Here is a 17,354-nt window from a genome sequence, read left to right as displayed (position 1 = left end):
CTCCCATGTGCCTTGGGGTGGGTGTCCGGCCTACGCTTGGGGTGTCCGGCCTACGCACCTCACCTTGGGGTGGGTGTCCAGCCTACGTACGCTCCCATGTGCCTTGGGGTGGGTGTCCGGCCTACGCTTGGGGTGTCCGGCCTACGCACCTCACCTTGGGGTGGGTGTCCAGCCTACGTACGGCCTACGCTCCGGTCCAGCCTACGCACTTGGAGTGGGTGTCCGGCCTACGCTCCGGCCTACGCTCTCGCACTCTTGGAGTGGGTGTCCGGCCTACGCTCTCGCACTCTTGGAGTGGGTGTCCGGCCTACGCAGGGATGGGTGTCCGGGTTAGAGGTTGGCCCGCTGCCGGCTCAGTTGCTCGTAGATGAAACCGCTCAGCATCATGCGCTCCATGCGTTCCATGTCCTTGAAGGCGAGGCCATAGTGCATCAGCAATTGGTTGCCCTCCTCGTGCAGGTTGGTGTTCCTCACCACGCAATCGAGCCTGATGTCCTCGCGGGTACCCGCAAACTCCACCGCCAGGTGCAACTCCACTTCGGCATCCACCGCCAGATCGTCCCGGGTGCTCTGGACGCGCGCACCACTGTCGCTGAGGTCGAGGATGGTCACGGCCTCGTCCTGGCCGTCCACCACCAGGCTCCCCTCCAGCTCCGTAACCACCCGCTGGGCCGCGCGCACCCGGTGGTCGGCGATGGCCTTGGGATACTCCAGGTGTATGTGGGGATAGGGATTGCGGCTGTACACCAGCACCTGGCTCTTGAAACCGTGGATGTGGTTGTCGCGGATATAGCGAATGGCGATGGGGTCGTTGACGTATACCGGCACCAGGGTGCCGGCGGCCCGTGGCGCGGTGACCATGACGCTGTGCTCGAACAGGAACCCCAGCCACGTCACCTCGTAGCGGTGCTCGGCGCCTTCGATGCCGAGGGAGATGGTATCCCCCACCTGGGGCAGGTTGAGACCCGCGTTTTTCGTGCTCTTGTCACTCATGGCTTCGTCAACAGGCTACGCAGTTCACCCACATGGGGACCACAATACTCCAGCAGATCGTCCACGTCCGCGGTGCTGATGCCGAGGGCCGACACCGCCCCCACGGCGCCCCAGTCCATCTGGGCCCATGGATGTGCCGTGCCCTGATAGCTCACCAGGATGGCGGCCTGGACGATATCGACGTAATCCACCATGCCGTGGTTTACCCGCGCCAGGTCCTCGTGCTCGCGCACCACGGTGATCATCTCCTCGGGGAAATCCCAGCCCTTCAGCAATTCCACTCCCACCTGGACATGGAGCCCGCCGATGATGTGCTCGCGGATCGCCGCGTCCGCCACCATGCGGGGCTGGCGCTCCGCCAGGGTGAGCAGCGGCAGCACGCCGATGCGGTGGATCAGCCCCGCCAGCATGGCCCCATCCACCGTGAGATGTCCCCACTCCCGTGCCAGCAGCTCACTGATGCTGGCCACCAGGGTGCCGTGCATCCACTCGTGATGAAGCAACGGCTTGACCGCAGGACTCGTCCCCACCTGGTAGAGGCGGGCCACGCCGAGCATCGCCACCGTGTGCCTGACGATGGTGTCGCCCAGCACCACCACCGCCTGATGAACGTCCGTCACCGCCCGGGCACGGCGGTAGAAGGCGCTGTTGGCGATGGCTATGAGGCGGGCGCTCATCACCGGGTCCCGCCGCATGGCCCGCGCCAGCTCGTCACCGCTAGTCTTGGGATTACGCAACAGCTCCCACACGTCCATCACCACGTCGGGCAGGGAGGGCAAACGCAACTCCCCCGTCGCCAACTCGTGACGGACGATACGCAGGATCTGAGTATTGAGCTTATCCACTGGTCGGGCGAAACATGTCCATGCTGGAACATAGATAGCGGCCGCCCCGGGACCGGGTTGAGGCCCCGAACGCGGACGCTTCCGCAATGACCGGGTGCGACCGCAGCGGACGTCGCCAGGGCGACCTCGAATACAGGCCTCTCTATCGCACTATCCAGCCTGTTGACCACATCAGGCCCGCTCGTGCCGCCGCCGTGGAAACTCGACGCGCATCGAAACGTCTCATAAGACCTGGATAAAAGGATCACCACCATGGAACCCACCCGTCATCGTGACCTCAAGGCCCTGGCCGTCTTCCTGGGCATCTGTCTTGTCGTCTACGCCGCCAACGGCCTGGTTACCGCCGCCAGCGTGGGCGGCTGGTATCAGGCCCTGGAGAAGCCCCCCTTCAATCCACCGGACTGGCTTTTCGGCCCGATATGGACCCTGTTGTTTGTTTTCATGGCAGTGGCCGGGTGGCGGGTCTGGCGTAGCGCTCCGTGGCCGACGACCCGCCCGGCCCTGGTGGCCTGGGCCCTGCAACTCGGCCTCAACTTCACCTGGTCCTGCCTGTTCTTCGGCCTCCAGGCAATCGCTGCGGCGCTGGTGGAGATCATCATCCTCCTCGTGGCCATCATCACCACCATGGGGCTGTTATGGCGTCATGACAGGGTGGCGGGTCTGCTGTTCCTGCCCTACATCGCGTGGGTGGGATTCGCCACGGTGCTGAACGCCGCGCTCTACACCTTGAACTGACGGGAGCCGACCATGAACCACCGAACCATTGCGCCCTTCACACCGGGCCGCCGGCGCTTCCTGGGCGGACTGGCGGCCCTGGGGGCCGCCGGCGCCTTCGGCATGGCCCCGGCGGCCGCCGGAAAGCCCCGCCATATGCGCCCCATTCCGCGCACCGGAGAGAAGATCCCGGTCATCGGCATGGGCAGCTACGTCACCTTCAACGTGGGCGGCGATGCCGGATTGCTGGCCGACCGGGTGGAGGTGCTGAGGGCCTTCTTCGCGGCGGGTGGGGGCATGATCGATTCATCCCCCATGTACGGCTCCTCGGAAGCCGCCATCGGCCACTGCCTGGAGCGACTGGGCCACCCCGGGAGCCTGTTCTCGGCCACCAAGGTATGGACCTGGCTGGCCAGCGCGGCGGACGGGCAGATGGCCGAGTCCCGCGAACTGTGGGGGGTGCCGCGATTCGATCTCATGCAGGTGCATAATCTCCTGAACCGGGAGGACCACCTCGAGACCATCCGCCGGGAGCGCGAGGCCGGCCGGGTGCGCTACGTGGGCGTCACCACCTCCCACGGCAGCCGCCACCGGGAACTGGAGACGGTGATGAGAAACGAGCCGCTGGACTTTGTTCAGCTCACCTACAACATCCTCGACCGCGAGGCGGAGGAGCGGCTGCTGCCCCTGGCGGCGGAACGGGGGATCGCCGTCATCGCCAATCGGCCCTTCCGGCGCAAGGCCCTCATCCATCGCTTCGAACCCCATCCCCTGCCCGGATTCGCCGCCGATCTGGAGGCCCGCAGCTGGGCCCAGTTCCTGCTGAAGTTCATCGTCTCCCACCCCGCCATCACCTGCGCCATCCCCGCCACCTCCAGGGTGGACCACATGAAGGAGAACATGGCGGTGGTCACGGGCCCCCTGCCCGACGCCGCCCAGCGGCGGCGCATGGTGGACTACGTGGCGGGCCTGTAGTGCCCTACACCGCCGAGGTGCTATACGCCCTCCATGCCCGCCACCTGCGCGAGCTGTGGCCCCTGGCGGTGCCCCTGTTTCTGCTGACCCTGGCGGTCCTCGTGCCGGTCATGCGCGGCGCCACCCGGTATGGTCGCCCGGTGGCCACCGTCGTGGCCGTCGTTCTGGCCGCCGGCTGGTTGTGGACGGGGATGGTGTTCCATTTCCACTACTTCGCCACCATCAACTTCGCCGCCCCCGCCTATGCCGGGCTGTTCGTGCTGCAGGCTGCCTTGCTGCTGTGGCAGGGCGTGGCGCGCAGACGCCCGACCATGGCCTTCCGGGGCGACGGCGCCGGCTGGACCGGCGTGGCTCTGCTGATTTACGGCGTGGTGGGCTACCCCCTGGTGGACTACCTGGCCGCAGCCGAAGGCCTGCGGCTGGTGGGCCTGGCGCCGGGCCCCACCACCGCCTTCACCCTCGGCCTGCTGCTCCAGGCCACCGGGCGCATCCCCCTGCACCTGCTGCTAGTGCCCGTGGCCTGGTGCGTGGTGGCGGGCGCGAGCGGCCTCCCGCTGGGGATCCCCGCAGACGTGTTATTGCTACCCGCAGCTCTGGCGACGGTGGTGGCCGCACCGTGGCACAACCGCCGCATAGCGTTCCCCGCGGGGCGGCGCTGATGCTGGCGCGGCTGGCCGCGGACGGCGTCCTGGTCCTTCACCTCGTCTTCGTGGCCTTCGTGGTGCTGGGAGGCCTGCTGGTGGCGTATCGGAGCTGGATCGCCCTGGTCCATCTGCCGGCGGTAGTGTGGGTGGTGCTGCTGGAGTTTCGCGGCTGGCCCTGCCCCCTTACGCCCCTGGAGCAATGGCTGCGGGGGATGGCCGGTCAGGCCGGCTACGAGGGTGACTTCGTGGAGCACTATCTCATGCCCCTGCTCTATCCCCCGGGCCTCACGCCCTCCATGCAGTGGTTGCTGGGGGGCGGGGTATTGGCGGTGAACCTGGTCATCTATGGGGTGCTGCTGGGGCGGCGGGTCGCCGCCGCGAGAAGAGAACGGGGAACGGTGTAGTAAGCCCCTGGACGCAGAAAGGCCGCCCCGGCGACCGCATCATTGCGGTTCCGGTGGCGGCCCATGGGCTTTCCTGAGAGCATCGAGCGACTCAGATTATAGTTCGACTACCTGCCGCGTGGCCGGGAACCCAGGCCCTCAGCACACGCAGTCCTCGTAGCCCGAATCGATACCGAGGCCGAAGTCGAGCCGGTTGCCACCGGAATCCCGCTCATCGGTGACCAGTACCTCCTCAGCCGGATAGTCCCGCTGGCTGGCATAGCCCTCATCGATGCCGAGACCGAAGTCCAGTACATGGCCGTCCCTGACATCGGGCCCGCTGGACCGGAGCACAGTCGAGGTCGTGGCGAAGCTACTGTCGCCGCCCTTATACCCCTCATCGATACCGATGCCGAAGTCGACGACATCGCCGGCGAAGGCGGGTGTGGAGAAGGCAGCGGCGAGCAACAGGGTGGTGAGTTTTTTCATGGCATAACTCCTTACGTCTCTGTGTTTGGGTCGATGTAAAGGGCGTCTTTACCGCCCTTGCCCAAGTTGTATCAAGACGCGTGCCAACCTGCTCGAAAAAACTTTTTCCCTTTTAAACCATTAAGTTGAGATCGCCCCGCCGACCGGGGACGACGAGGCGCGAGGGTGGACCTTAACGAAACGTTGTGAACGAAAATGGAGCCACGAAACGATACGTGGAATATTCACATACCAATTGACAGGGTATCCCCCCTGACCATCCCTCAAAGCAAAATCTTAAAGCATCTCGAGGTCCATGATCACGGCGTCCAGCCCCGCCTGGGCACACTCTTCGTCCACCATGCCGTCCGGCGCACCGCTCACCCCCACGGCACCGTAGATCTTGCCACCCGCCGCGATGGTCACGGATCCCGCCATGAAGGCCAGGCCTTCACCCAGGTTGGTGAGCTGACTGCCGGCCCGGCTTTCCAGATCCGAGCCCTTGGCGTTGAACATGATGGCGGTGTAGGCCTTCTTGCGGCTGATATTCAGGGTGATAGGGGGCGCGGTGGTATCCCGCATCTGGACCTGGATGATGCCGTTGCGATCCACCACCGAAACCCCGATGGGGATCCCCTTGTCGCGGCACGCGGACACCGCCGCCGTGGCGATGGTGCTGGCCACGTCCATGGAGATGCGGGACTGGGCGATGGTCATGGGATCCGCCGCCAGGGCCGTAGGCGACACCGTTGCCGCCATGACGGCAGGAATGAACACTCTTTTCAATATGTGCATGGGTATCCTCTGCATGTGGTTGGTGATGGTCCACCTCCTGTCGCGTGGGCAAGGGAGCTGGCCAAACCTATAATAGGCGGTCACGCAAGGGCCATGGTAGCCATCGGCGCCAACCCCCGCCCCACCCGCAGAAACTGACGAGGACGACACCCTATGATGGACGACCGCTGGCTCAGCCTCCTCTCCTATCCCCTCGCCGGCAACACCCTGCGGGAATGGCTGAGTGCCGTGGCTGTGGCAATCTTGGTGTATCTGCTCATGCGGATCTTCATCCGCGTCGGCATGGCGCGCCTCGCTCTCCTCGCCCGTGACACCACCACCCAGTGGGACAACGCCGCCACCGAGGCCCTGTCTCGCACCCGCGGTCTGTTTCTCATCATCATTGCCCTGTTCGCGGGTTCCCTGGTGCTGGTGCTGCCGGACCGCGTGCGCCATATCATGTACAGCGCCGCCTCCATCGCCCTCATCATCCAGAGCGGCCTGTGGCTGAACTCGGTAGTGCTCCACTGGCTCGAACACGAAGGCCAGCGCCGCCGCCGCAGCGATCCGGCCACGGTGACCACCGTGAGCGCGGTGGCCTTCGTGGGCCGCCTGGTGCTGTGGTCCCTGGTGGTGATCCTGCTGCTCGACAATCTGGGGCTGGACGTGACGGCCCTGGTGGCCGGCCTCGGCGTGGGCGGCATCGCCGTGGCCCTGGCGATGCAGAACATCCTCGGCGACCTCTTCGCCTCCCTGTCCATCGTCCTCGACAAGCCCTTCGCGGTGGGGGACTTCCTCATCATCGACGAGCACATGGGCGCGGTGGAGAACGTCGGCCTCAAGACCACCCGGGTGCGCAGCCTGTCCGGCGAACAACTGGTGTTCTCCAATGCCGACCTGCTGAAAAGCCGTATCCGCAACTTCGGGCGCATGTTCGAGCGCCGCGTGGTGTTCAAGATAGGCGTCACCTACCAGACCCCCCGCGACAAGCTGAAGCGCATCCCCGCCATGATCCGCGAGGCTATCGAACGCCAGGACAAGGTGCGCTTCGACCGCTCCCACTTCCAGGCCTACGGCGACTATGCCCTGACCTTCGAGACGGTCTACTACGTCCTCTCCGCGGACTACAACCAGTACATGGACATCCAGCAGGCCATCAACCTGGAGATCCACGAGGCCTTCGAGGCCGAAAGCATCGAGTTCGCCTATCCCACCCAGACCCTGTTCCTGCAGCGCTGAGCCATGGCCGGGGACCGCTGGGTGCGTACGGAGGAAGCCGAAACAAGGGGCATCAATTCTGCCCATAGATGGGCAGGGACGTGGCAGGGGGAGCCATGGTAGACGAGCTCATGGAGCTCTACCCGGAGCCAGGCGCCCGGCGCCGCCTCGAGGGTACCTACCTGGCGGAGGACATCCACACCCTGGGCTCCCCGGAGCGCCCCTTCGTCTACGCCAACTTCGTCACCAGCCTGGACGGGCGCATCGCCCTGGCGGATGAGCCCGGGGACAGATCCCACGTGCCCAAGTATCTCACCAGCGCCCGCGACTTTCGCCTGTTCCAGGAACTCCAGGCCCACGCCGACTGCCTCGTGACCCACAGCGGCTACCTGCGGGCCCTGGCCGAGGGCAGGCTGGGGGACATCCTCCAGGTGGGGATCTCCTCCCGGGCCCGGGACATCGGCGAATGGCGCCAGGCCCGCGGCCTCACCCACCAGCCCGCCGTGGCCATCGTCAGCCGCAGCCTCGACTTTCCCCTGCCGCCGTCCCTGGCCCACCACGGCCAGGCCGTAATCATCATCACCGGTGGCGACGCCCCGCCCCGGCGGGTGGACTACTGGCGCGGGCAGGGCTACCCCGTCATCGCCAGCGCCCCGGGGGCCCTGGTGGACGGCGCCTTCATGGCCCGCACCCTGGGAGAAATGGGCTATCGCCGCCTCTACCTCCTCACCGGCCCCCGCATGCTGGCCTCCACCCTGGCCGACGGCGTGCTGGCCCGCCTCTACCTCACCCTCAACCACCGCATCCTCGGCGGCGAGGCCTTCCACACCCCCGCCTTCGGCCCCGAACTCGGCGACACCGGCCGCCTCCGCATGCGCTCCCTCCACTACGACCCCGGCCCACCCCAGGCCACCGGCCAGTGGTTCGCCGCCTTCGAGACCAATGCCCGGAACGATTGGTGAATGGGGAATGGTGAATGGTGAATGGTGAATGGTGAATGGTGAATGGTGAATCAATTGTAGGGTGGAACAAGCGCAGCGATTCCACCATTGGGCGCCGGGTCATTGCCCCCCTCCTGACCGGTGGGTCCGCTACGCTTGACCCACCCTACGTCATTGCGAACACCTATGACTGAAGATCCAAACCTCGAAAACTTGAAGCCGGCCGAGTGGCGCTTCGCGTTTTGTAGCCCCTCGTTCAGGGCGATGCAAAGCGCCGGCCCCTGGGCCGTTGGGCCATGTTGACTTGGTGGCGCCGCCGGCGCCGGCAACGGCGCCTGGAGCGACTCGACACCTCTCCACTGGCCTGGGCCGAGGCCTGGTCGGACCTGCCGGTGCTCGAGGGCCTCGATGAGGACGCCGGCGCCAGGCTGCGCCGCATCGCGGCCCTGCTGCTCGACGAGAAGACCTGGTCCCCTGCCGCGGGATCCGCGATGCCCCCGGGCGCCGCCCGGACCATCGCCCTGCTCGCCGCGCTACCGGTGCTCGAGTTGGGGGTGGAATGGCTGGACGACTTCGCGACCATCATCGTCTACCCGGACAGCTTCATCGCCGAATTCGACGACCACGACGAGGCGACCGGCGTCGTCCACCGCATCCGCGAGGCCCGTAGCGGCGAGTCCTGGCACCGGGGCCCGCTGGTCCTGTCGTGGGCCGACGTGCAGGCGAGCCGTGAACTCGACGGCTTCAATGTCGTGCTCCACGAGGTGGCCCACAAGCTCGACGGCGCCGACGGCGACATCAACGGCAAGCCGCCGCTGCACCGCGACATGGGAGTACGGGCCTGGAGCGAGGCCTTCCTCGCGGCCTATGAGCTACTGCTCGACGACGTCGAAGCGGATCGGCCGACGGCCATCGACCCCTATGCCGCCCAGGCCCCGGAGGAGTTCTTCGCGGTGGCGACCGAGGCCTTCTTCGAGACGCCCCATGACCTGCTGGATGCCTATCCCGAAGTCTACAGCCAGCTCGCCGCCTTCTACCGCCAGGACCCGGTGCGCCGGCTGCGCGCCCCTTACCCGACCGGCCAGCCCGCTCCCTGACCCGCGGCAGGCCTACGACCGCGAGGCGCGCGCCGAAACGCTATAGCCGCAGCGCTCGGCCAGAAAAACGTCCCAATCTTACCGCTCCATGATGTCGCCGCTGTCATAGTCAGCCAGCACCTCTACAGTGTCGGGATCAATCGCCGCCCGAGATATTCAGCGAGCCTTTCGTCATACAGCCTCTGGGCTGCTTCCCTGTTACGGAGGGACACCGGAGTGACCGCGGCCACCGCAGCCAAGCCCCGTGAGGGCCTGAACTACGATCTGGCGTATCCGCCAGTTCCAGCAGTACGGTAGGCCGCCTGTAGGCCTCTGGAGGGAATTGCGACGCGTCGCGGGCACCGTAACCCGATGACACCCTTCGCCGCCGCAGACGCAGCGGACAAGGGCGACTGGGCGGGATTCATCCTGACATTTAAAGCCCGCACGGATACCACAGGCCGGGCCGAAATCATCCGCAGGCTGTCGGGCTGAAGCCCGACCTTGTATGTTGGAGTTATCTGGCATGTTAGGTTTTTTGCCAGACACCGGGGAAGCCGTCCCGACCTGGAGGCAGGAAGTTTCTGACCTCGCGCGTAGATGGGCTCCCCGCCTCATTGCCGATTTCGAGGAGTATCGGGAAGCCAGCCTGGCTGGACTTCGTATCACAAGGTCGAACCGGCAAGAAATGCGAGGTCGGGGAACCGGTGATCAGTGTGACGCAACCGACCCCAGAAGGGAAAGGAGGAACAACGATGAGCGTTTATATCGGCATTGATGTCGCCGCACGCTCCTTCGACTTGCTCTGCCGTCGTGACGGCAAGAACAGTAAGGTCTACACCTTCCCACAGACTGCCCAAGGTCACGCCCAGGCGATCCGCAAGCTGCAGGCGCTGCAACCGGCGGGCATCGTGCTGGAGGCCACTGGCATCTACTACCTGGACCTCGCGCTGGCCCTGCACGAGGCCGGGCTGCCGGTGTCCGTGATCAACCCGCGCAGCTTCCGGCATTTCGCCGAAATTACGCTGCGCGGCAGTAAGACCGACCCGCTCGACACCGCCCTGTTGGCCGAATACGCCGAACGCATGACGCCTAGGCGCTGGACCCCGCCGCCATCGACCTATCGGGCCCTACGCGACTTCGGCCGGCATCTCAACCGCCTAATGGACGCGCGGACCCAGGCCAAGAACCACCTGCACGCCCTGAAGGCGCAACGGGGCACGCCAGCCCTGCTGATCGAGGATGCCGAGGAAAGCATCGCTCAACTGGACCAACGCATCGAACGGGTGCAACAAGCGGCCCAGGACTTGATCCAGCAGACCCCCGAGCTGGCGCAACATCAGGCCCATCTCTGTGCCGCCACCGGCCTCGCGGCAGCCAGCAGCCTGGCTCTGCTGGCCGAGCTATCCACACTGCCCAGGGACCTGAAGGCCAAACAAGTCGCTCGTCATGCTGGGCTGGACGTGCGCCTGCATGAGTCGGGCTCTAGCGTCCATCGACCCGGGCGCCTAGCCAAGACCGGCAATGCCTACCTGCGTAGCGCCCTGTACATGCCAGCGATGGTGGCGATCGTGCATGACCCGTATGCCAAGGCGTTCTATAACGCTCTGGTGGCCCGGGGCAAAAAGCGGATCCAAGCCTTGTGCGCCGTCATGCGCAAGTACCTCACCGGAATCTGGGCCTGCATGCAGCATGATCAGCCTTTCGACTCCTCCAAGCTGTTTAGCGATCAGCATCTCCAAACCGCTTGACAGGAAACGGAGTATCTACAGCCCGACCTACACATCACCCCCACCGCCCTTTCTTTGGCACGGATGTAGGTCGGGATTCATCCCGACATTCAAACCCGCCGCGCGTACCTCGCGACGGGTCGGTACCATCCGCCAGCGTTTGGTGTCGGGCTGAAGCCCGACAGCCCGACCTTGGTCTTAGCGAGAGGATATTCTCCTTTCTACACCCACAAATTCTGCGAAGGAGCCGGGAATAAGACTCGTAACTTATTGAAAATAATGGTGCCGGTGAGACGAATCGAACGCCCGACCTACTGATTACAAATAATTAGCCGAGGCCTTTCTTTGGGTAACACCCCCTAACACGATTCCAGAAGTACGCCTTTATTTCTCAACCTGTTACGCCATTTTTGCCTAACTAACTACATCGGCGTATAACAACAAAAAACAGCCCGTTTTGTTACCCACTTGTTACCCACTTGGGGCGACTGATTATGAAAAAACGGCTCACCGACAAGACTGTTACCCACTTGGCGCCGCCCTCCGCAGGGCGCGTTGACGTGTTCGACACTCTGCTTCCAGGGTTCGGCGTGCGGGTGAATACCAAGGGGCGAAAGACCTTCTTCGTGTTCTACCGGGTGAACGGCAGACAGTCCCGGCTCCTCCTGGGGGATTATTCCGAGACGGAAGGCCGGGGCGTGAAGCTTGCCGAGGCGCGCGCGGCGGCCCGCGCGGCCATGACCAAGGTTGCCGAGGGCGACGATCCGCGGCAGAGCCCTTCGGAGACCATCCCCGACGGCGCGCGGGAGAGCTTCGATGACGTGGTGGCCGACTATGTGACCTACCACTGCAAAGTGAAGTTGAAGCCCCGCACTGCCGCCAGCTACGAGCGCGAGTTGAATCGCATCAAGGCGAAGCTGGGCAGCAAGCCGATTACAAAACTGACTCGGCGCCACGTGTTGGATATCACCGAGGACCACCTAAGGAGCGGGCACCCCGCGCAGGCCGTATTGACTCACCGCATCCTGGCCGCGTTCTTTAACTGGACGGTTCAGCGCGGCATCCTGCCCGCCTCTCCTATTGCGGGGCTCAAGCTGCCGGCCAAGATCCCTTCCCGAGACCGGGTACTGACAGACGGCGAGCTGGCCGCCGTCTGGGAGGCTGCCGGAGAACTGGGCTATCCCTTCGGCCCGTTCGTGCGCCTGCTGGCCGCCACAGGGCAGCGGGAGAATGAGACCGCGCACATGCGCCACGAGGACCTGGACGGCGCCCTGTGGAGTATCCCGGACCCGAAGAACAGCACCCCCCACATGGTGACGCTGCCGGCCATGGCCCGCGCGGAACTGGATGCCCTCCCCCGCTTCAAGGGACCGTTTGTATTCAGCGGGCGCGCCGGCAAGACGCCGGTTAGCGGGTTCAGCAGGGCGAAGCGTGTCCTGGACGAGCGCCTGAAGGAGATGCACCAGAGCGATGCCGCCAGGTGGCCCGAGGTAGCGCCGTGGCGCTTCCATGACTTGCGCCGCACGGTTGCAAGCCGCTTGGCCGAGATGGGCACCCCACCCCACATCATCGAGGCCCTGTTGAACCACCGTAGCGGCCAGGTGTCTGGCGTCGCCCGCGTCTACAACCGTTACCGCTATGTGAAGGAGATCGCCGAGGCCCTGCGCCAGTGGAACGCGCAACTGGAGCGCATCACCGGCGCGGCTGAGCCGGCCGAGGTTGTGGAGCTTCGCCATGGTCGAACCGCTCTCCATCCCCGACTCGACCGACCCTAGCCAGTACCCCGGCTCCGATCTGCCGCGCTGGCGGCAAGAATATAGGAAGCAGCGAATCGGGATAGGGGCGGCCAGATCACTTGGCCAATACCTACCACACCACCCGGCATGGGGGTGAGTACATCGTAAGCGCCCTCAAACCGGCACCTATTTTCCCGAGCCACGCTGGCCAACACTGTGCGAAGTCATCACGCACAGGAGGCACACATGTTGGACCAGCAGACATCTTTGAGGCAGGAGGATTGGCGGCAGCACTTCGAAGCCTGGCGCAGCTCGGGGCAGTCGCAGCGCGCGTACTGCGAAAGTGCGGGGCTGAAGTACTCGCGGTTCTGCTACTGGCGGCGCAAGCTCGAGGGTGAGCCGGGACAGGGTGGGGCCGGTGCGGCGTCGCGCTTCGTGCCCGTGGCCTTGGGTGGCACGGGTGGGACTGCTGGTCTGAGGGTGGTGCTGCCCAATGGCGCCGAGCTGCAGGGGATAGACGCTGACAACCTGGCGCTGGTCGGGCAACTGCTGGCGCGCCTGTCATGAACCGCTATCTGCGCCCAGCCTACGACATGCCGGCCATCTATCTTTACCGGGATCCGGTGGATTTCCGCAAAGGCCCCCGCGGGCTGGCCGCCATCGTCGAGCAGGAACTCGAGCACAATCCCTTCGATGGCGGCCTGTATGCCTTCACCAACCGGCGGCGCAATGCGATCAAGTGCCTGTACTGGGAAGACAACGGTTTCGTGCTCTATTACAAGCGACTGGCCGAAGAGCGCTTCCGCTGGCCACGCCCCGAGGAGGCGGTGCTGCCATTGACTGGACAGCAGATCAACTGGCTCCTCGACGGCTACGATCTCGGGCTGATGAAAGGGCATAAAAAGCTGCATTACGAGTCACTTTTCTGACCCATAGGCCGCTGTTTCTGTTATACTTTCGCGCATGTTGGACGCGCAGAAAACGCAGCTGAAACCCGCTCCCGATACGCCCGTATCGATACCGGCTCTGCTCGACGTCATTGAGCAGAAAGACCACCTGATCGCCAAGCACGAGCGGCTCATTGCCGAGCAGCAGAAGCTGCTCAGGCTGCTGGAGGAGCAACTGCGCCTGGCCAAGCAAAAACGCTTCGGTGCCAGCAGCGAGAAGCTCGCCTTCCAGGGTGACTTCTTTGACGAGGCCGAATTGGAAGTCGCCCTCGGCGAGGTCGAGGCCGAGTTGGAAAAGGCCGACGCGCCGGTGCCGCGGCCGCCACGCAAGAAAGCCGAAGGGTTCTCCGACAGGCTGCCGCGCGTGCGGGTCGAGCTGGCGCTGCGCGATGAGGAGAAGGTTGGGGCCAGCAAGACCTTCTTCACCAAGGTTAAGGAAGAACTGGACATCGTGCCGGCGCAGGCGCGGGTCATCGAGTACTGGCAGGAGAAGGCCGTGTTCGATGACCACGACGATGAGGGCAAATCGCTCGTCAAGGCGGCGACCCGTCCCGTCCACCCGCTCGGCAAGTGCCTCGCCAGCGTCTCGCTGCTGGCCTACATCCTGGTGGCCAAGTATGCCGATGCCCTGCCGCTGTATCGCCTTGAGAAGATCCTGCAGCGCTATGGTGGCCCCATCAGCCGCACGGCGATGGCGAATTGGATCATCCGCCTGGATGATGTCTTCAAACCCCTGATCAACCTGCTACGCGAACAGCAGTTGTCCGGTGATTACCTGCAGGCCGACGAGACCCGCATCCAAGTCCTCAAGGAAGATGGCAAGGTCGCCACATCGGATAAATGGATGTGGCTGGTCCGCGGAGGACCACCCGAGCGACCGGTGGTGCTGTTTCACTACGACACCTCGCGCGGCGAGGAGGTCCCCTTGCGCCTGCTCGACGGCTTCGAAGGCGTGCTGCAGACCGACGGCTATGCCGGTTACAACCAGGTCTGTCGTGACAACCCGATCACCCGCATCGGCTGCTGGGACCATTATCCCGCGTCCCGTTTTATCCGGAGTCAGGTACTGGCTGCTGTGGCATGACAAGGCGGGGCGGGACATTTCCCTCCAGATAAAACGAAGGCATCACAGGGAGTCCAGGAAAGCGAGCAGGTCCGGTTTCGGTTGCCACGGCGTGACCCGTGCCGGAGCGATGCCGGCACGCTTCCAGAACGCCTCGAGTGCTTCGCGTTTCATCTTGAGGTTTGTCGTGACGTAGCGACTGGTGGTGGTAATGCTCGCGTGCCCCAGGTAATCGCGGATGACGGTGATGTCGTTGCCGGCCTGCAGCAAGGCGACGGCGCAACTATGGCGAAGGGCATGGGGGGTGATGCGCCGCCGGCGGAGGCTCGGGACATCGTTCGCCGCCAACGCCACGTACTTGCCCAGGATGTAGGCCACACCATCGCGCGAGAGCGGTTTCTTGCGGCTGCTGAGGAAAATCGTGTCACCTGGCCCGCCTTGTCGCACGGTTGGCAGATGCTGCAGAGCGGTGGCGGTTTCCGCCCAGAGCGGACAGATCCGATCTCTTCCCCCCTTGCCATGGAGGCGTACTTGGAAAGGCTTGGTCAGGTCGAGATCCCGGCCCTGCACGGCAAGCGCCTCGCTGACTCGCGCGCCGGTATTGTAGAGAAACAGCAAGAGGGCATGGTCACGAAGCCCGAAGGCCGTTCTGCGATCCGGCTTTTCCAGGATGACATGCACGTCCTCCGGCTCCAGGTAAGTGGCGAGCGGCACCCTGGCCTTCTTGGTCGGCAACGACAAGACACGCTGGTATTGCTCTGCGTTGGCCACGTCCTGGCGGAGCAGGTGTCGGAAAAAGCTGCGGATGGCGGCAAAGCGGCAATTACGCGTCACCGCCTTGTTTCCCCGCGCCGACTCCAGATGGGCGAGGAAATCGGCAATTGCCTCAACCTGCAGATCATCCAGTTGCAGATCGGCCACCGCGCAGTGCTTGGTATCGGCCAGGTGGAGGAGGAGCAGACGTAACGTGTCGCGGTAGGCGCGCACCGTGTGGGGGCTGGCACCCTGGGCACGTTGTAGATGGTCACGGAAGAACAGCTCAACCAGGTGCGGGAGCGGATTGTTCGCAGGCCGTGTCATGTTCGGCGAGCAGCGTCCCGGAAGCGCGCGGCGAAGCGCTCACTGGCCAAGTCCATCAGCTCCGCCGTGGCGGTGAGGTAGGCCTCGGTGCCGAGGACATTATCATGACCCATGTAGGCCGAGAGCCAAGGCAGGCGCGCGTGAATGTCCACACCCTGGTGGTACCAATCGGTCAGGCGATGGACGGCGAAGGCATGCCTCAAGTCATACGGACGGGGACCGATGCGACCGCGCGGCGGTTTCAGCCCCAGTTTGCGCAGGAGTTGGCGGATGGCCTCGGAGGCAACACCGACGGGCAGGCCATCACCGCTGTTGCGCACCAGCAGCGGTCCCTCATCGCCGTTGGGCACGATCGCCGCCCGCTCGGACAAGTACTCGTCAAGGACCTGAGCAAGATCGCCGTGGAATGGGACGAGCCGGGTCTTGCCCTTGCTCTCGCGCACGATGAACAGGTCCCGCTCCAGGTCCGCATCCTGCAGCATGAGGCGCACGGCCTCGCCAAGCCGCAGTCCGGTACAGTACAGGATCAGGAGCAAGGTGCGCAGCGTCCCGGGGGTGAGATTGCGGTGACGATGCCTGCCTGCAGCGTCGACGAGTGCCCGGACCTCCGCATGGGAGAAGACATAGGGCAGGAAGTGCGCCTCGGTGGATTGCGGTGCCCATTCGCGACCGGGCACGAAGCCTTGGGGATCGGACCGGCGCCGATACAGACAAAGCTGTCGGATCACCCCCAACTCCAGAGTGACAGTCACGGGCTTGCGCCCGCCGATACGCGAGAGCCAGCCGCCGATCATGGCCTCCAGCTCTATCTTCGCGTCTGCGCCGGCCTGCGCTTGCGCGAAGCGTTGGAAATTCCGCAGCATGGCTTCGCCGCGCCGATAGGGATAACCGAGGGCGCGCTTGAATGCCAGGAACTGGACGATGTCCTGGGCCAGCTGCGCTTGCATGACCCGGGTCATGTCGGCAGCGCCAGGGCCACTTCGCGTAAACGCTCAGTGGCAACGCGCAGGTACGCCGAGGTCGATTCCGGACGGCGGTGGCCAAGGATGTCGCCGATCACCTTGGGCGGCACCCCCTGCTCGAGCTCCCGGCAGGCATGGGTGTGGCGCAGCACATGGCTGCCGAGATAAACGGCCGAGACGCCAGCAGTCTGGGCGTGTTTGTGCAGGATGTGCCGCACGGCCGAGGAAGCGCCCAGCGGCCCATGGGGCGCCCGCAGGCTGATGAAGAGGCGGCGCGTGTGCGCATGTTGCGGGCGCCCGTGGCGCAGGTAGGCCACCAGCACCCGCGCCACGGCCGGCAACAGCGGCAGCTCCACCGCCACACCGGTCTTCGGTCGGATGACATGCAGAATGTCGGCGCGCCAGTCGATGTCTTCCAGGCGTAGGCCCAATACCTCGCCGGCCCCCAGCCCATAGACGCTCATGAGCAGCAACAAGGCATAATCGCGCCGCCCCGCGGCCGTGGAGCGGTCAATGGCGCCCAGTATCCGCTGTACCTTCTCCCACGGCAGTGCCCGCAATGGCCGCTCACCGCGGCGCACGATGGGGGCCATTACCGAGGGAGCCAGATCCGATGCCAGGCGGCCGATGGTGTGGAGAAAGCGCAGGAAACTCCGCACGCTGGAGGCCATGTCCGCCACGGTGGTGCGCGCATAATGCTCCCGGCATGAAACGATGAATGCATCGATGTCAGCAAGAGCCAATTCCGCGATGTCGCTCTGCCGGCCGCGCAGGAAGGCGAGGAAGGCCGTGATGTGAGCCAGCT

At 64.9% G+C, this 17,354-nt stretch carries 19 protein-coding genes; 12 read left to right on the top strand and 7 right to left on the bottom strand.

Annotation, left to right across the window (positions count from 1 at the left end; translation table 11 throughout):
• Nucleotides 1-330 precede the first annotated feature (330 nt).
• Both U5S82_17380 and U5S82_17375 read right to left on the bottom strand, forming a co-directional pair.
• On the bottom strand, nt 331-993 hold the full coding sequence (locus tag U5S82_17380) for a flagellar brake protein (protein ID MDZ7753360.1): 663 nt from the start codon (nt 991-993) through the stop codon (nt 331-333).
• Nucleotides 990-1,838 carry an HDOD domain-containing protein gene (locus U5S82_17375; GenBank protein MDZ7753359.1) on the bottom strand — a complete coding sequence of 283 codons (849 nt, stop codon included), beginning with the start codon at nt 1,836-1,838 and terminating at the stop codon, nt 990-992. The genes U5S82_17380 and U5S82_17375 overlap by 4 nt, the downstream gene beginning before the upstream one ends.
• 252 nt (nt 1,839-2,090) lie before the next feature.
• On the opposite strand from U5S82_17375, the gene U5S82_17370 reads away from it, so the two are divergent.
• The 4 genes from U5S82_17370 to U5S82_17355 all read left to right on the top strand — a co-directional run bounded on the left by U5S82_17370 (nt 2,091) and on the right by U5S82_17355 (nt 4,575).
• Nucleotides 2,091-2,573, top strand: a complete 483-nt coding sequence (locus U5S82_17370; GenBank protein ID MDZ7753358.1) for a TspO/MBR family protein — start codon at nt 2,091-2,093, stop codon at nt 2,571-2,573.
• 102 nt (nt 2,574-2,675) lie between these two features.
• A complete protein-coding gene (locus tag U5S82_17365; GenBank protein MDZ7753357.1) occupies nt 2,676-3,527 on the top strand; it encodes an aldo/keto reductase in 852 nt (283 codons plus the stop codon).
• On the top strand, nt 3,527-4,186 hold the full coding sequence (locus U5S82_17360) for a DUF6064 family protein (GenBank protein ID MDZ7753356.1): 660 nt from the start codon (nt 3,527-3,529) through the stop codon (nt 4,184-4,186). The genes U5S82_17365 and U5S82_17360 overlap by 1 nt, the downstream gene beginning before the upstream one ends.
• Entirely contained in the window at nt 4,186-4,575 is a 390-nt protein-coding gene (locus tag U5S82_17355; protein ID MDZ7753355.1) for a DUF2784 domain-containing protein, read from the top strand. Before U5S82_17360 ends, U5S82_17355 begins: the two co-directional genes overlap by 1 nt.
• A gap of 138 nt (nt 4,576-4,713) precedes the next feature.
• On the opposite strand, the gene U5S82_17350 is transcribed toward U5S82_17355, so the two are convergent.
• Both U5S82_17350 and U5S82_17345 read right to left on the bottom strand, forming a co-directional pair.
• The gene (locus U5S82_17350) at nt 4,714-5,043 is read right to left on the bottom strand and encodes a hypothetical protein (protein MDZ7753354.1); all 330 of its coding nucleotides are present in this window, start codon (nt 5,041-5,043) and stop codon (nt 4,714-4,716) included.
• Nucleotides 5,044-5,319: 276 nt separating this feature from the next.
• The gene (locus U5S82_17345; protein ID MDZ7753353.1) at nt 5,320-5,817 is read right to left on the bottom strand and encodes a heme-binding protein; all 498 of its coding nucleotides are present in this window, start codon (nt 5,815-5,817) and stop codon (nt 5,320-5,322) included.
• A 153-nt stretch (nt 5,818-5,970) separates the two neighbouring features.
• Here U5S82_17345 and U5S82_17340 point away from each other — a divergent pair, with 153 nt between their 5' ends.
• The 8 genes from U5S82_17340 (at nt 5,971) to U5S82_17305 (ending at nt 14,528) form a co-directional block, all read left to right on the top strand.
• Entirely contained in the window at nt 5,971-7,035 is a 1,065-nt protein-coding gene (locus U5S82_17340) for a mechanosensitive ion channel family protein (protein MDZ7753352.1), read from the top strand.
• Between the two features lie 95 nt (nt 7,036-7,130).
• Complete coding sequence (locus U5S82_17335) at nt 7,131-7,976, top strand: dihydrofolate reductase family protein (protein MDZ7753351.1); 846 nt, start codon at nt 7,131-7,133, stop codon at nt 7,974-7,976.
• A gap of 275 nt (nt 7,977-8,251) precedes the next feature.
• Nucleotides 8,252-9,052, top strand: coding sequence for a M90 family metallopeptidase (locus U5S82_17330; protein MDZ7753350.1), 801 nt, complete (start codon nt 8,252-8,254; stop codon nt 9,050-9,052).
• Nucleotides 9,053-9,786: 734 nt separating this feature from the next.
• Nucleotides 9,787-10,782: an IS110 family transposase gene (locus tag U5S82_17325; protein ID MDZ7753349.1), complete on the top strand. Its 996-nt coding sequence runs from the start codon at nt 9,787-9,789 to the stop codon at nt 10,780-10,782.
• A 473-nt stretch (nt 10,783-11,255) separates the two neighbouring features.
• Nucleotides 11,256-12,536 carry an integrase arm-type DNA-binding domain-containing protein gene (locus U5S82_17320; protein MDZ7753348.1) on the top strand — a complete coding sequence of 427 codons (1,281 nt, stop codon included), beginning with the start codon at nt 11,256-11,258 and terminating at the stop codon, nt 12,534-12,536.
• A gap of 207 nt (nt 12,537-12,743) precedes the next feature.
• Nucleotides 12,744-13,064: an IS66 family insertion sequence element accessory protein TnpB gene (locus U5S82_17315; GenBank protein ID MDZ7753347.1), complete on the top strand. Its 321-nt coding sequence runs from the start codon at nt 12,744-12,746 to the stop codon at nt 13,062-13,064.
• Nucleotides 13,061-13,426 carry an IS66 family insertion sequence element accessory protein TnpB gene (gene tnpB, locus U5S82_17310; protein ID MDZ7753346.1) on the top strand — a complete coding sequence of 122 codons (366 nt, stop codon included), beginning with the start codon at nt 13,061-13,063 and terminating at the stop codon, nt 13,424-13,426. Before U5S82_17315 ends, tnpB begins: the two co-directional genes overlap by 4 nt.
• Nucleotides 13,427-13,460: 34 nt before the next feature.
• The gene (locus tag U5S82_17305) at nt 13,461-14,528 is read left to right on the top strand and encodes an IS66 family transposase (GenBank protein MDZ7753345.1); all 1,068 of its coding nucleotides are present in this window, start codon (nt 13,461-13,463) and stop codon (nt 14,526-14,528) included.
• Between the two features lie 42 nt (nt 14,529-14,570).
• On the opposite strand, the gene U5S82_17300 is transcribed toward U5S82_17305, so the two are convergent.
• From U5S82_17300 to U5S82_17290, 3 genes are read right to left on the bottom strand one after another with little or no spacing between them, the layout of a single operon-like run.
• Entirely contained in the window at nt 14,571-15,587 is a 1,017-nt protein-coding gene (locus tag U5S82_17300; GenBank protein MDZ7753344.1) for a tyrosine-type recombinase/integrase, read from the bottom strand.
• Nucleotides 15,584-16,534 carry a tyrosine-type recombinase/integrase gene (locus U5S82_17295; GenBank protein ID MDZ7753343.1) on the bottom strand — a complete coding sequence of 317 codons (951 nt, stop codon included), beginning with the start codon at nt 16,532-16,534 and terminating at the stop codon, nt 15,584-15,586. The genes U5S82_17300 and U5S82_17295 overlap by 4 nt, the downstream gene beginning before the upstream one ends.
• Nucleotides 16,535-16,542: 8 nt before the next feature.
• On the bottom strand, nt 16,543-17,343 hold the full coding sequence (locus U5S82_17290; GenBank protein ID MDZ7753342.1) for a site-specific integrase: 801 nt from the start codon (nt 17,341-17,343) through the stop codon (nt 16,543-16,545).
• Between the last annotated feature and the right edge of the window lie 11 nt (nt 17,344-17,354).

Source organism: Gammaproteobacteria bacterium (genome assembly GCA_034522055.1).
GTDB lineage: Bacteria > Pseudomonadota > Gammaproteobacteria > JAABTG01 > JAABTG01 > JAABTG01.
The sequence above is the reverse complement of the archived record's forward strand: the minus strand, read 5'-3'. Positions and strand labels throughout refer to the sequence as shown.

Bases quoted from the DNA above. Each gene is read 5' to 3' on its own strand.
- U5S82_17350 (MDZ7753354.1), bottom strand. From the start codon at position 5,043: ATGAAAAAACTCACCACCCTGTTGCTCGCCGCTGCCTTCTCCACACCC.
- U5S82_17335 (MDZ7753351.1), top strand. From the start codon at position 7,131: ATGGTAGACGAGCTCATGGAGCTCTACCCGGAGCCAGGCGCCCGGCGC.
- U5S82_17330 (MDZ7753350.1), top strand. From the start codon at position 8,252: ATGTTGACTTGGTGGCGCCGCCGGCGCCGGCAACGGCGCCTGGAGCGA.
- U5S82_17365 (MDZ7753357.1), top strand. From the start codon at position 2,676: ATGGCCCCGGCGGCCGCCGGAAAGCCCCGCCATATGCGCCCCATTCCG.
- U5S82_17325 (MDZ7753349.1), top strand. From the start codon at position 9,787: ATGAGCGTTTATATCGGCATTGATGTCGCCGCACGCTCCTTCGACTTG.
- U5S82_17345 (MDZ7753353.1), bottom strand. From the start codon at position 5,817: ATGCACATATTGAAAAGAGTGTTCATTCCTGCCGTCATGGCGGCAACG.
- U5S82_17340 (MDZ7753352.1), top strand. From the start codon at position 5,971: ATGATGGACGACCGCTGGCTCAGCCTCCTCTCCTATCCCCTCGCCGGC.
- U5S82_17295 (MDZ7753343.1), bottom strand. From the start codon at position 16,534: ATGCAAGCGCAGCTGGCCCAGGACATCGTCCAGTTCCTGGCATTCAAG.
- U5S82_17300 (MDZ7753344.1), bottom strand. From the start codon at position 15,587: ATGACACGGCCTGCGAACAATCCGCTCCCGCACCTGGTTGAGCTGTTC.
- U5S82_17380 (MDZ7753360.1), bottom strand. From the start codon at position 993: ATGAGTGACAAGAGCACGAAAAACGCGGGTCTCAACCTGCCCCAGGTG.
- U5S82_17315 (MDZ7753347.1), top strand. From the start codon at position 12,744: ATGTTGGACCAGCAGACATCTTTGAGGCAGGAGGATTGGCGGCAGCAC.
- U5S82_17305 (MDZ7753345.1), top strand. From the start codon at position 13,461: ATGTTGGACGCGCAGAAAACGCAGCTGAAACCCGCTCCCGATACGCCC.
- tnpB (MDZ7753346.1), top strand. From the start codon at position 13,061: ATGAACCGCTATCTGCGCCCAGCCTACGACATGCCGGCCATCTATCTT.
- U5S82_17320 (MDZ7753348.1), top strand. From the start codon at position 11,256: ATGAAAAAACGGCTCACCGACAAGACTGTTACCCACTTGGCGCCGCCC.
- U5S82_17355 (MDZ7753355.1), top strand. From the start codon at position 4,186: ATGCTGGCGCGGCTGGCCGCGGACGGCGTCCTGGTCCTTCACCTCGTC.
- U5S82_17370 (MDZ7753358.1), top strand. From the start codon at position 2,091: ATGGAACCCACCCGTCATCGTGACCTCAAGGCCCTGGCCGTCTTCCTG.